Origin of the sequence: Methanoculleus taiwanensis, from assembly GCF_004102725.1 — an archaeon.
In the GTDB taxonomy this organism is placed as follows: Archaea; Halobacteriota; Methanomicrobia; order Methanomicrobiales; family Methanoculleaceae; genus Methanoculleus_A; species Methanoculleus_A taiwanensis.
The window spans coordinates 99,173-112,411 of sequence record NZ_LHQS01000003.1 but is presented as its reverse complement, the minus strand read 5'-3'; the positions used below and the strand labels follow the sequence as shown (position 1 = coordinate 112,411).

The 13,239-nt window shown below is 47.7% G+C and carries 12 protein-coding genes; 10 read left to right on the top strand and 2 right to left on the bottom strand.

Annotation, left to right across the window (positions count from 1 at the left end; translation table 11 throughout):
- Nucleotides 1-191: 191 nt before the first annotated feature.
- The 4 genes from ABH15_RS11040 to ABH15_RS11025 all read left to right on the top strand — a co-directional run bounded on the left by ABH15_RS11040 (nt 192) and on the right by ABH15_RS11025 (nt 5,121).
- Nucleotides 192-1,142 (top strand): glycosyltransferase family 2 protein, encoded by a 951-nt coding sequence (locus ABH15_RS11040; protein WP_128694453.1) that lies wholly within the window; start codon nt 192-194, stop codon nt 1,140-1,142.
- Nucleotides 1,142-2,419, top strand: a complete 1,278-nt coding sequence (locus ABH15_RS11035; RefSeq protein ID WP_128694452.1) for a glycosyltransferase family 4 protein — start codon at nt 1,142-1,144, stop codon at nt 2,417-2,419. The genes ABH15_RS11040 and ABH15_RS11035 overlap by 1 nt, the downstream gene beginning before the upstream one ends.
- A gap of 4 nt (nt 2,420-2,423) precedes the next feature.
- The gene (locus ABH15_RS11030) at nt 2,424-3,593 is read left to right on the top strand and encodes a glycosyltransferase family 4 protein (protein ID WP_128694451.1); all 1,170 of its coding nucleotides are present in this window, start codon (nt 2,424-2,426) and stop codon (nt 3,591-3,593) included.
- A gap of 187 nt (nt 3,594-3,780) precedes the next feature.
- Entirely contained in the window at nt 3,781-5,121 is a 1,341-nt protein-coding gene (locus ABH15_RS11025; protein WP_128694450.1) for an oligosaccharide flippase family protein, read from the top strand.
- Between the two features lie 207 nt (nt 5,122-5,328).
- On the opposite strand, the gene ABH15_RS11020 is transcribed toward ABH15_RS11025, so the two are convergent.
- A complete protein-coding gene (locus ABH15_RS11020) occupies nt 5,329-6,036 on the bottom strand; it encodes a class I SAM-dependent methyltransferase (RefSeq protein ID WP_128694449.1) in 708 nt (235 codons plus the stop codon).
- A 508-nt stretch (nt 6,037-6,544) separates the two neighbouring features.
- Here ABH15_RS11020 and ABH15_RS11015 point away from each other — a divergent pair.
- The 3 genes from ABH15_RS11015 to ABH15_RS11005 all read left to right on the top strand — a co-directional run bounded on the left by ABH15_RS11015 (nt 6,545) and on the right by ABH15_RS11005 (nt 9,751).
- Nucleotides 6,545-7,339 carry a formyltransferase family protein gene (locus ABH15_RS11015; protein WP_128694448.1) on the top strand — a complete coding sequence of 265 codons (795 nt, stop codon included), beginning with the start codon at nt 6,545-6,547 and terminating at the stop codon, nt 7,337-7,339.
- A gap of 94 nt (nt 7,340-7,433) precedes the next feature.
- Complete coding sequence (locus ABH15_RS11010; RefSeq protein ID WP_128694447.1) at nt 7,434-8,282, top strand: class I SAM-dependent methyltransferase; 849 nt, start codon at nt 7,434-7,436, stop codon at nt 8,280-8,282.
- A gap of 236 nt (nt 8,283-8,518) precedes the next feature.
- The gene (locus ABH15_RS11005; RefSeq protein ID WP_128694446.1) at nt 8,519-9,751 is read left to right on the top strand and encodes a carboxylate--amine ligase; all 1,233 of its coding nucleotides are present in this window, start codon (nt 8,519-8,521) and stop codon (nt 9,749-9,751) included.
- Here ABH15_RS11005 and ABH15_RS11000 read toward each other — a convergent pair.
- Complete coding sequence (locus ABH15_RS11000) at nt 9,743-10,798, bottom strand: polysaccharide deacetylase family protein (RefSeq protein ID WP_241648093.1); 1,056 nt, start codon at nt 10,796-10,798, stop codon at nt 9,743-9,745. The two genes, ABH15_RS11005 and ABH15_RS11000, sit on opposite strands and share 9 nt — an antisense overlap.
- Nucleotides 10,799-11,460: 662 nt before the next feature.
- Here ABH15_RS11000 and ABH15_RS10995 point away from each other — a divergent pair.
- Genes ABH15_RS10995 through ABH15_RS10985 form a run of 3 tightly spaced genes read left to right on the top strand, consistent with a single transcriptional unit; the run spans nt 11,461 to nt 13,234 of the window.
- Entirely contained in the window at nt 11,461-12,264 is an 804-nt protein-coding gene (locus tag ABH15_RS10995; RefSeq protein WP_128694445.1) for a hypothetical protein, read from the top strand.
- A gap of 3 nt (nt 12,265-12,267) precedes the next feature.
- Entirely contained in the window at nt 12,268-12,771 is a 504-nt protein-coding gene (locus ABH15_RS10990; RefSeq protein WP_128694444.1) for a flagellin, read from the top strand.
- Between the two features lies 1 nt (nt 12,772).
- Nucleotides 12,773-13,234, top strand: coding sequence for a flagellar protein FlaF (locus ABH15_RS10985; protein WP_128694443.1), 462 nt, complete (start codon nt 12,773-12,775; stop codon nt 13,232-13,234).
- Nucleotides 13,235-13,239: the final 5 nt, after the last annotated feature.

Below are 13,239 nucleotides of genomic sequence, written 5' to 3'. Positions count from 1 at the left end.
GCCGGTTTAACAAAACTAAAATGTCCTGAAATGTGCCTCCATAAATTTTCCTAAATGCAACACGCTTATTAATGAAAACTCTGAAATGTACAGTACCATTGCAGGGCGATCCGACCGGCGAGACCTAGCAGCTGCAAGAGTTCTCTAGTGGGATCAAAGCCGTCACGCGTCTTCCTGCGGGACACACGACCATGTACAGGGACAGAATGATCGCAGTCGTCGTTCCGGCGTATAACGAGGAGCTCCTGATCGAGCCCACTCTGGCATCCATGCCGGCGTGCGTAGACCGGATCTACGTTGTCGATGACTGCTCCCGGGACAGGACGCGTGAACGGATCGCAGTGTGTGCGGTGCAGGACTCCCGGATCGCCGTTATCTCCCACGATGAGAACGCCGGGGTCGGTGCCGCGATCGTCACTGGCTACCAGGCAGCACTCGCGGATGGGATGGATATCATTGCGGTCATGGCTGGAGACAACCAGATGGATCCGGCGTTCCTCCCGAAGCTCCTCGACCCGGTCGTCGACGGGAAGGCGGATTACACCGTCGGGAACCGGCTGATCAATCCGGTGTTCCGGCAGGGCATGAGCACCTGGCGGTTTGTCGGCAACTCCGTCCTGACGCTGCTCACCAAGATCGCGTCCGGCTACTGGCAGATGATGGATCCCCAGAATGGGTATACCGCCATCTCACGCCGGGCGCTCGAGACGATTCCGCTCGATGCGATCTATCCCCGCTATGGCTACTGTAACGATCTTCTCGTGCGGCTGAACGTCTACGGCTTCAGGGTGAAAAACGTGCCGCACCCCGCTCGGTACGGCCTTGAACGTTCGGGGATCAAGTATGGTAGTTATATTATGCGGCTCTCATGGCTGCTGCTGAAGGACTTCCTCTGGCGGCTGAAGACGAAGTACATCATTATGAGCTTCCACCCGCTGGTCTTTTACTATCTGTTCGGGGTTGCATTCACGTTGCTTGGAGTGCTGGTGGGGCTCTACGCCCTGTATTTCAAGTTCATTCAGGGATACCCGATATTTGTACCGGCAGTCATAGCACTGCTTGTCTTCGGGTTTGGGGCGCAGTTTATGCTCTTTGCAATGCTGTTCGATATGCAAGCGGAGAAGAACGGAGGGTGGTACTGATGGATGCCACTTCTGATTCTACTCAACCATCAGATCAGAGATTACCGAGACTACTAATCCTATCCAGCTCTTTTCCAAGATTTATAGGAGATCTGCAGGGACATTTCATCTATGAATTAGCAGCACGATTGAGTCGGGGTAATTGTGTCACTGTACTATGCCCTCGTGTTGAGGGAAGCGCGAAGGCTGAATCTCTGAATGGGCTACCTGTTTTTCGTTTTCCATATTTCTATCCCTTTCAACTTCAGTATCTCTCGCGAGATGGGGGTATCGCCTACAATGTCAAACAAAGCTTTCTTGCAAAACTTCAGGTCCCGTTCTTTTTGCTATCTGAACTACTCAGCACGGCAGCAACTATTCGGAAGTTACAGATCGAGGTCATAAATTCGCACTGGTTGGTTCCGCAGGGTTTCGTTGTGGCAGTATGCAAGAAGATGTTTGGAGTAAAGCATATTCTGACCATTCACTCGTCCGAAGTAACATTGATACAAAAAGTGCCGTTTGGTCGCTCAATCGCGAATTTTACTCTCCGGAATTCTGATGCTGTGGTGTCTGTCAGTGAGCACCGAGCACGGGAACTACTTGACTTTATTGATCCGAAACTGCGTCCGGAGATTAGTGGGAAGCTTCAGATTGCCCCAATGGGAGTTAATGTCCCTGAAACTCAAGACTATATGAGTAAGGGCTTCTTAAGAGAAAAATACGGAATCAGTGCAAATTTTGTCATCCTTTTTGTTGGGCGGCTTGTTGAAGTGAAGGGATGTGAGTATCTCATTCAGGCAATGGCTGAACTTGTTCACAATAAGGTAGATGCATTGCTTATTATTATCGGGAGCGGGCCTTTGGAAGAGCAACTAGTAACCCTTGCCCGGCAGAGCGAGCTCGAATCGTATGTCAAATTCGTTGGCACGGTTGATCATGCTGTAGTACCGGAGTACTTCGCGCTCGCAGATGTAGTCGCTATACCATCAATTGTGGATTCTTCCGGTTTCCAAGAAGGGTTGCCGGTCGTACTGCTCGAGGGTATGAGCCATGGTAAAGCGGTGATCGGTACCGAAACAAAAGGTATACTTGAGGTAATTACTGACGGATTTGACGGTCTGGTTGTAAAACCACAGAGTGCTGTTGAGCTCGAGCAAAAGATCCGTATGCTCATCGAAGATGATGTGCTCCGGCAGAAAATTTCTGAAAACGCCCGTAAGTCAGCTGAGGCCTATGACTGGCGCGTAATCGCTGAACGGTACGCGGATATCGTAAAGACGATCACCCTACAGTGAAATTATGGCAAATCCGCGTGTATTACTGATTCTCTGGGATTATCCATTTGACTGCAGGAAGGCGCCTGTATCAAGGGCTTACCATCTTTTTAAGGAAATTCGCAGGAAGATTCCGGAGACGTACCTGATTTTTGCGGGTGGAGATACGAACCAAGCGGAAGATGAAAATATCGTAATGCTCGGGTGCAAAAGAGAAGCAAGTCAAAACACGATTAAACAGGCGCTCTATTCTCTGAGGGCATGCCTTCAAACACTGCGGTTTATATACTCACAAAAAATTGATACGGTTATTATGAGAGGTGTCGGAACCGCGTTTCTAATACCGTTCCTACAGATCTTGGGTATCAGAGTGTTTTACGACTTCCATGGATTTCTCTACAAAGAACTAGAAATGAAGAAGCGCTCGAGAATGGTCATCATGGGGGTCGGGCAGCTTGAACGGTATCTGATCAGGAGTTCAGATGGTATTGTCGGCGTCACCAATGAGATTACGCAATATAAAGTGAGCCGCTCCAGTGATCCCAAGAAACCTTGTATCACTATAGGGAACGGATTTGATGTCGCCTCAGTTTCGGTCAGAAAGCCATTGCCATTTGCTGGCAATGAACTCCGTCTCCTCTGCGTTGCTAACGTAAGCCGCTGGCACGGACTGGATCGTGTGTTACATGGGCTTGCCGTTTATTCCGGCACCTTTGAAGTCACGCTCCACGTTGCCGGAGATGGGCCAGAACTCCCTTCTATAAGACAGCTGGCTGAAGATCTCGGGATCGTTGATAAAGTGATATTTCATGGATTCATGAGTGGAAGAGAACTTGATAGCCTTTTTGATCAGTGCCATATTGCTGTAGGGAGTTTGGGGGTCCATAGAATTGGTCTAAGCGAAGCATCAACCCTTAAAGCCCGAGAGTACTGTGCTAGAGGAATTCCATTTATCTATGGCATACCTGATCCTGATTTTTCCAATAATTTTCCAGATCTTCTGTACCTTCCTGCTGATGAAACATCCGTAGATGTTAAGGAAGTCATTAAATTTGCATCAGAAACCTATGCTGATCCATATCACCCACAAAAGATGCGCTGCTATGCTATGGAGCACCTTGACTGGTCAGTGAAGGCGAAGGGTCTGGAGGACATCCTAAAGGTGCGGGAAGATAAATGTGGCGATTTTGCATAGATTTTCTGCATTTATGTGGGGCGGTAGGGAGATGCTCAAAAGTTAAGTAAGTTGATCTATGGAGTTTCGCGAATCATGATATGACAATGGAATGAAGGTTATTTCACTTGATCCACGTTTGTGATACGGGACAATATCCAAGCTCTAAAGGCATATAGGTGACAACAGTCCCGATGGGGAGCGTCAAATGCAGATATTCAACATATCAATGAAGAATAATCCCCTTGCTAAAGCACTTATCCGATTCATCTCGAATAATCCGCTATACAAAGGTGTTCTTGTCCTCGGCAGCGGGACGGTATTGGCTCAACTGATAGGTATTGTGACGCTGCCCATCATTACACGGCTGTATAGTCCTTCGGATCTGGGTGTCCTCGCAGTGTATTCCTCAATATTATCGATAGTAGTTGTTGCTGCCTCTTTTCGGTACGAGTTTGCGTACCCTTTGCCAAAGCAGGATGAAACTGCTGCAAATCTCTTTGCATTGTGTCTTCTATTACTGATCGTCACATCGATTGGATTTACATTTGTCATACTATTTGCAGGGGATATTCTGGTTACCGTCTTTCATTTAGAATCTCTCGTACAGTACTTGTGGCTGCTTATTCTCGGTTTCTTCGGTATGGGACTGTACACAATCCTTAACCACTGGGCAATACGACAGAGAGATTATCGGAGAATTACGTACACGAAGATAAACCAGAGTGCAAGTGGGGCAGCATGCAAAATACTTCTTGGTTTTATTTCCTATGGGCCAATAGGATTGATAATCGGGCAGATTGTTTCGCAAGTTTTTGGAGTAAGTACCTTCTCCCGAGCTATGTGGAAAACTGAGTGGGATAGCCTGAGAAAGATATCTATTGACGGCATCAAGTCGGTTGCAAAAGAATATTGGAGTTTTCCGGCCTTTAATCTCCCTGCATCAATTGTAAATACCCTATCATTGCAGGTTCCCGCTCTCATGCTCCTGGCAATATACGGCTCTCAAACTGTCGGCCTGTATGCGCTTGCTCAGAGTCTGCTGGTGCTTCCCGGATCCGTTATCTCAACTTCACTGGCACAGGCCTTCCTCGGTGAAGCATCAAAGATGGTTCGAGAAGATTCGCTTGAATTGAAGCCTCTTTACATAACAACGGTCAGGCACCTATCACTCATCGCTGTTCCATTGATAGGTATTCCTGCGCTCCTTGCTCCAATTGTTGTTCCTATCATTTTTGGGGAGGTCTGGATAGATGCGGGTTGGTATTGTCTCCCGCTAGCTCTGATGGTCATTCCACAGTTTGTTGTATCTCCGACATCAAAGTTGACAATATATGGGTACAATCATTGGATGCTCATGTGGGATATTACTCGCGTTTTTGGAATTCTTGTCGGATTTTATGTCAGTCAATTGTTTGGATTACCTGTAATAATGACAGTGACTATCTATGCACTAATTATGTTTGCAATGTATCTGTTTTTAATTATATTAAATTTAAAGGCAATTTCAAACTTCACCCAGTTAGTGGGGTCATATCGCACTGAATAATTCCGGTCACTCGACCGCAAGAGAGAGTTGCCGGGGGAGATATAGGGAGGTCTCGCAATGTGAGTTACAATATGCTGGTTGCTGCGGTGGCCTGGGGCGAAGCTACCGCAGGAGAACCCCAGGGGGGAAATCTTGGGGGACTATGCAGCACGGCAGAAGAGGTGAAGGGGGGTAGAGAGCGAGTTATTCACAATATTCTTTCATTTCTCACTGCTGTTTATCAAATATCTGAACGATCCAATTATTTTTATCTTTATAAATCCTTGATAGAGCAAAATCAATTAGTGATATCCTTATTGGCACAGTCGCATAAATAAATTTTGTTAAAGTATTGCCAAATGTACATGTTTTTATCTTTTCCCATGATTCAGGGATACAATCATCGAAACTACTTTCATCATACATTTGGTGCAAGTGGCCGGATAATGGAGTGTATCTATTACAATGTACGCACAGAACGGTTCTGACCTTCTCGTTATAAGGTACTGTGATAATAACTCTCCTTTTTGCGACCCTAAAAAGCTCTGAAAGACCAAATTTATCGTCTTCAAGATGTTCAAGTACTTCCATGCATACGACAGTATCTACTGAAGAGTCTGAAAATGAAGATAATTTCCCATGTAAAAAATCCTTTCTGACATAATTCCCGCCTAAATTTTCATTAGCAATTGAAACTCGAAGATCATTGATTTCGGTCCCTTTAATTTCATAGCCCATTTTTTGCCCAAGTTTTAAAAAGTCTCCATAATATGCACCAACATCTAACACCGATTCTCCGCATAAGTATGCGGACACATACTTATATCTGTACTGATCCAACTGAGATAATCTCTTTTGTTTTGGCAAATCTCCTAGATTTTCGTAAAATTCGTTGGAAATATTTATATTGTCAACTTTACCCAACTTAGGTGTCATATATCATCCCACTATCTGCATATCGATTTTCATCTGGTTTGAGGTCTTTTTAGGCCTCATGTGGTTTTCCGCAGTAAAGATTTCAGGTTGATGATTGATTTTCTGAGGTAACTTTTTTGTTGGATTCTGGAATACTTAATCTATTCCTATGAAAGAGAATTACTGTTTGTGAAAACACCTATGATGCCGTCTCGGCCATAGGCTCAACTGATGAAAATACTCTTCTTGTCGGAGCCTGAGCAGAGGGCGTGGGCAGAGGAGGTTGAGCCTTTTTTAGGACTCCGATCCTGTTCTGAAAACTAACGCATTTGCCATTGGAGGCCATACTGTGTCGCGAACACGGATGTGAAATTGACCTTCGAGGCAGCTCCCTCTGTCCACATCTAAGCATGATGACAAATGATAACAATGATTGGTAGCAATTGATAAATTATCTTCCGCTAAATGCTATCATGTCGATTCTAAATTCCTATCATAGACAGCACACTTTTCAAGGAGGGCTATCCCTATGAAATTGCGAATAGCATACTTGGGCACTGAAAACAATCTCAAAACTTGTTTAGGTCTTGATGCAATATCAAAAACGAGTCACGAAATAGTAATAGCAATTGGGTATATACCAGTGCCACAGTCAAACGGTTTGATAGATAAATTAAAATGTGATTTTATTGGTTTGATTAGGTTTTCAGTTAAATTATTTGGTATTGAGAGGAAAAAAATGAATCGCAGATATGCCTCAATGCAAGAATTAGCAGACGTGTATGGATTTCCTCTAATCCTCACTTCTGAAAAAAATATTCTTCATCATTTACCTCAACTTAAAATGTACGACTTTGATATCCTTTTGTCAAATGGTTGGATGTTTAAAATCCCGAATGAAGTTATACAATTAGCTAGAGTTGAAGGCTTGAACTGTCACTCAAGTTATCTACCAGAATATCGGGGAGGGAACGTTACATTTGCTCCTCTAATAAATGAAGAAAAGTATAGTGGTGTTACGGTTCATGTACTTAAGGATACTTTTGATTCAGGAAAGATATTAGCTCAAAAAAGAGTGATTCTGGAGCCGAATGAGACTCCAAAAACATTAAATGATAAAAGGGCAGCCATCACTGGAGAAGTAATCGTACAGGCACTTGAAATTGCAGGAAGGAATGACATGTATCTCGAAAATCCGCAAAGCCCTTTTTACCTACGCTGTACTTATTGGGAATACTTATTCTATACATCTCTAAACGAAATAAGGAAGTTTATTGGCTTGGAACCTAAGCGTTATGAACCTGTATTGAAGAAGGGACTATAATATGGGCCATGAGTTGTCGTAACAAAATAAATTTCCAACAGTGCAGTCGTGTTTGGAATTTCGACTAGAATATTACATATTCTGAGATGGCAAGATGACTAAAATTAGCGATACACAAATCTCTGACGCCCAAAAGAGCGGTAGTCAAGAGTTATTAAAAAGCATTGTAAATTATTGGGACGCCAAAGGGTTATGCTCTTTAGAAAGTTCAACGTCCCTAAAAAATAAATATATTGCCTCCTTTGAAAATTTTATTGAATCTAGATTATTATCTGATATTTTAGTCGAATATTGTCAATATAATCGTAAAAATGATACACATATTGGATTAGATGTTGGTGCGGGGCTGGGTAGGTTTAGTGTAGTTCTTGCACGGCACTTGAAATCTGTTTATGCTATTGAGCCAGCGCCTCGACTGTACACAAAGCTTAAAGATAGGTGCAAAGATATTCCCGAGATTAATGTTTCCAACGCAAGTTTTGAGTCTTTCACCCCCCCAGAAATGGTCGATGTCACGGTAGTCAGTGGGGTCTTGTACCTGTATAACGATGAAATGATTTCTCATTTTATGGCTAAGCTCTGTTCTCACTTGCAGCCTGGAGGTATTGTGATTATCAGAGATTTCATTGTTCCAGGTGAAATAAGAAAGATAAAATCATCATATGTAAAGGAGGCATATTGCTACTACCGAAATCCAGATTATTGGAGAAATGTTGCAGAACAACAGAATATGGATCTTATTCAAATCTTTAGATCTGTGCCCCTGTATAATCTCTTTGTTAGCAAAATAATAGCATTCTTTAGATTAAATAGGCTTTATTCTCTCTCTTTTGTCAAAGAGCAGGCTTATGCAAAGATTAGTAAGGCCAGGCAAGAAAGAGATAACTTAAGAACCGAAAGGGTCAACACGGTATTTATAACGTTAGTTAAAAAAGCCTCGTAGATGTCCTTACTTGAAGGCTATAGTTACTCATCCAAAACAGGATATGCGATCTGGAAGGGGATGGAGAATTCACCTCACCTAAGGGGCTTTGCACATTCCTCTCTATTGTTTTGGGGTAGTATTCCCTATCACAGTGTAAGGGCAGTTCTACAGAGCCTAATACAGCAAAAATACACGATGAAAACAAAAATCAGTAATGCTTCCTGTGCAAGTATTCTAGGAGTTCTCAATCCGCTATGATGCCTCCCGCTCTTATTTTCAATTGCCATTATAATGGTCTGAGCATCATTCAGGAACTTGGCCGGCATGATGTTCCTGTTTATGCCCTTGATACGTTCCGGAGCGTAGGCACCGCCTCAAGGTACGCGCAGTACTGGCCATGCCCTGATCCACTTTGTGATGAAGAGGCATTCATACATTTTTTGATCGAGAGGGGGTGTGACTTCGACCATAAGCCCGTCCTTTTTCCCACCAATGACCAATGGGCTGCCGCCATCGCCAAGCATAAGTCGGAGTTAGAGCGATGGTACATCCCCTGTGTTGCGGATGGGTCGGTTGTTGACCTTCTCATTAGCAAGGATCGCTTCTATCGATGGGCTATGAAGCGGGGCTATCTGGTGCCACGTCTCTACTCCTTTGAAGAGGTCCTCAATGCGGATGGGAATATTTTTCCTCTAATCGCGAAACCCATTGCTCGCCGCTCATCAAACCTCTGTGCAGATCATCCGGATATTTGTCGACTTCTAGATTCCCACAGGATGACCGTGATCCACGATACCTCCGAATTTCATCAATTTATCACTCGCCATGCCAGTTATTTGGACTACTTCCTCTTTCAGGAATATATACCTGGGATGGCAGATCGGATGTACACCGTGGGCATCTATGCCAACAGGCAGCACGAAGTTCTTGGTCTCTTTACCGGAAGGAAGGTGAGAGGGTATCCTCCAGATATTGGGAATTGTGTGGTAGGCCAGGGGGAGAGAGTGCCCGATGAGATTATCGTATGTGTCAAGGAAATGGTGCGCGATCTGGGTTACACTGGGATTGCTGAATTCGAATTCAAAAAAGATCTTTCGACGGGAAAGTTCTGGTTGATCGAAATAAATCCCAGGAGTTGGTCGTGGATCGGGATTACGCCGGCATGCGGCGTAAGCCTTCCATGGATTGCCTATGCTGATCTTACGGGAGCTGAAGCGATACAGTACACCGAAAGTCCCATCGAAGATGGCGAAGTGGTGTATCTTAAAGTTCTGGAGGATTTCAGTAATTGCATGTATTTATACCGCAAGAATGGGTATCCCGATTACCATAGGGGTATCTCCCTTTGGTTAAAGGATTTGAAAGGGAAAAAGAGAATCTTCGCTGAGTTCTCTAAAGATGATCCCTCTGTAGCACTCTATGTACTCTCCTCCTTAGGGAAATCCTACTTGCTCAGCACTATCCGATCTGCAATGAAGTCAGAGTAGTTGCCGCTCTCCTATTGAGGCCTGAATTTCTACCCCACTCGTCATCCATGCGCCCTTCTCCCCACAGTACCGCAGCGCCTTCTCATACAACTTCAACCGCTCTCCTCCCATGAAGGTGTTATGCCAGAGGATGGTGGCGACGCCTCCGCAACGCTCGGTTGCGTCGATAAGGCAGCGGGTAACCTCCCACGCTCTCCCGGGATCAAGGCGCATGTATCGGTCGAGCGTGGTGTCCATGATCGTTAGGGGGATCTCCATGATGTCGATCTCACGTCCGGCGGTGAGGTCGTAAGGCCTGAAGGGGTGGCACATCCCGTTCCGAAAGCCGACGCAGTCGGGATAGCCCAAGGTGGTGTCGTACCTGAACCCTGCCTCGGCAAGGTGCTTCCAGGTCTCCGGAACCCGGAACCTGAGATAGTGGTTGCGGTAGCCGATGACGGGCCGGTTGAGGACTTTCTCCAGCCGCTTTTTCTCGGCTTGCAACTGCTGCAGGTCACAGTATGCCTGGTGACCGCCGTGGAGGCCGACCTCCCAGCCCGCATCGGCGATCGTTCCGATATCCGTTTCAAGATCCCTGATGTCGTAGCGGTAATCCTTATCCCCGGGAGCGAGGGCGAGAAAGTAGAAACTGGACGTTGCGTCGTACTGCTCCTCGAGTGCCATGATCTCTTGAAAATTGCACCAGGGGAGTTTCTTTGATCGGATCTGCGAAATGCTGTCGATGCCTTTCCGGAGATTTCCCACCTTTAAGGATTGCAGAGCGTCGTATCCTTTGAAGAGGGAAGGCCGATAGATTGAATCAATATCGTGGGTCAGGCAGATGGCAAAGGGCTGCCCGTCCGGGTACTCGACCCGGTAGCCGCGGTCGTGAAGATACTCCGAGACGCAAGGCTTGAAAATATTCCTGTGCGAGCTCAGGTAGTATGGGAAACGATCGAACTCATCGCGGAGGCCGGGAGCGTACTCTTCTTTCCTGGTGAAGAGATCCCAGATTGCAGGATCTTCCCGGAGCAGTTCCAGCATTGCACCGTTTGAATGTATGCTCATACTCTTATTTTCACACCTGACTATTGCAATCGGGAGGCATTGCCGGCTGTGCTTGTCTCGTTATCAATTCCCGAACCTCGGTGACGGTCCGCAGAGGGAAGTGGCGTATAACTACTCGAATATACAGTGATCATTATTTTTCACACAGCCTTATGAGATCTGCTATTCTTTCCCATGCCTCACCAATCCGGACTGGGGCTATGCTGTTTATTCTGGCGACCTTGTGGATGGCAGCGATGTTCGCGGCTGGGTCTCCTTCAAGCGCACATGCAGCCCGTTCATGTGATGAGCCGTATTCCAAGTGCTTTGCTCATAGCAGGGGTAGCGCTCCGGCAGCGGACATGGGATGGCGCGTTCCATTTCGTTCCTCCTATACCGGCAGATAATCCCTCGGGGGGTGCTTGAAGAAGATCGATATGTCTTGCCCCCTGCTACAATATTTCCGCCTGGCAGAGAATCAGTGTCGGAACTGTCAGGTTGATTCTCTACCTGATGCAATCAGCCCATCTGCACCGGGTAGCATCTGCTTCCCACCCTTTCACCGTACAGCAAGGTATCCCGAATTGCCTCTCTAGATCCCACATTTTACCCAAAAACCCTCTCCCGTCACGTAACTGCAGTGCAAAGCCTTATTAACCATGTCGTTGATATAATCATTCACCATGGGGGTAGACCAGGCACAGATCGATAAGATCCTCAGCGGAGCGTCGACTGAGGACCCTGAGGTCCGGCTCGATAACCTCGAGAAAGAGCTCGACTTCATGAAGACATCCTTAAAGCGCCTGCTCATCGATATCCGCGAACGGATGAACGAACTCGACAATCCCTTCTCAAATACTGCTTTCAGCAGAATACCATCCGCTCCGATGCTGCCGGAGGGCGGAAGAGAGGACGAACCGGAGGCGTGGAAGGAGCACGAGATCGAGGAGCACGATGCGGACGAGCCGCTCGGGTTCGATCTCGCGAACGGATTTGCCGGCATGCAGAAAGAGCCCGTGCTTTCGCCCCCCGAAGCGTTCGGCCTTCCCGCAGGGCAGTTCGCCCCGCCCGCCGAGAGCGCGCCAAAGCCCCCCGAGAAGCTGAAACTCCAGAAGGTGCATCAGCTCTTCGACTGGACGCACAAGAGCTGCAAGAAGTTCGGGCACGAGCGGTTCGAGATGATGATCGACGCCTACCTGACGATGGGCTACATCGCGGAAGGCTCCGCCGATCAGATCAAAGAGATCATCCGGATGATACCCCCCACCCGCGGTGACCTCCAGGAGATCGGGCCGAACGAGTTCGTCTCCGAGCTCTACGTCCTGAACCGGATCCTCGACCCCGGCGACTCCTCGCTCGACCGCGATATGATCGAGGTATTGATGGTCCAGCGGATGCAGTCCGGCGAAAAGGGCCGGGACGGAAAAGTTACGCCGAAAGACAAGTATACTGGTGACGAATGGCTCGAGATGCTGGACAGGATATGATGGATGTCGAGCGAAACCTTCACCACCGCAATGTTCCTGATGGCCGCGATCATTTCGGCCGGCGTACTCATTAACGCTATCTTCCCGGTCATCTACACGCTCTCGGACACCATCGCCTCCTCGACGCACCAGGCGGACGAGCGGCTGCGGGTCGACGTGAAGATCGTGACGACCTACGCGAGTGCTGCGTCGGAGAAGGCCGAGATCTGGATCAAGAACGTCGGAACGCAGCGGATCGCGGAGACCGACCTCGAGGATAGCGACGTCTTCCTCGGGGCGGTCGGTGATTTCGATCGGCTGTCGTATACGGCCGGTGTGGTGGCGGATGGGGAGTGGACGTACGCGATCGCGGAGAGCAGTGCGAACGGCTACTGGGATGCCGGCGAGACCCTCCACATCACGGGGCAGACGACCGATCTTCCGGACGCCTCCGGCAGTGTTGCCTACTTCCAGTTCGTCCTGATGACGGGTCTTTCGCGGTCGACCGAGTTTACGGTAAGTGATTGACATGAGCGTCGGATCGCTCGTCGCTTCGGGGATCGGCATTCTCCTGCTGGTCATCACGGCGTATATCCTCGTCGGGGGCACCCTCGGCACGGCGGAGCTCGTCGTCATGGCGCAGGGCGACCTTGCCATCCAGCAGGAGATGCGGATGCGGACGAATATCGATGTCGCTGCCACGTCCCTCGATGCAGCAGGAAAGGTGCTCTATGTCGAGGTCGAGAACAGCGGGAACGAGCCGATCGTGAGTTTTGCCCATATGGACGTCTACCTCGTCACCAGCGGCTCTCCGATCTACAACCCCTACGGGACGAACTGGACCGTCGTTGCCATCAGCCCCGATCAGATCCACCCGAACCAGCTTGATCCCGGGGAGGTCCTGAACCTCTCCGTGCCCTACAGCGGCGACGACCCGACCTGGGTGCAGGTCACGACCGGGAACGGCGTCTATGACTCCGCATATATCTAGGTGAA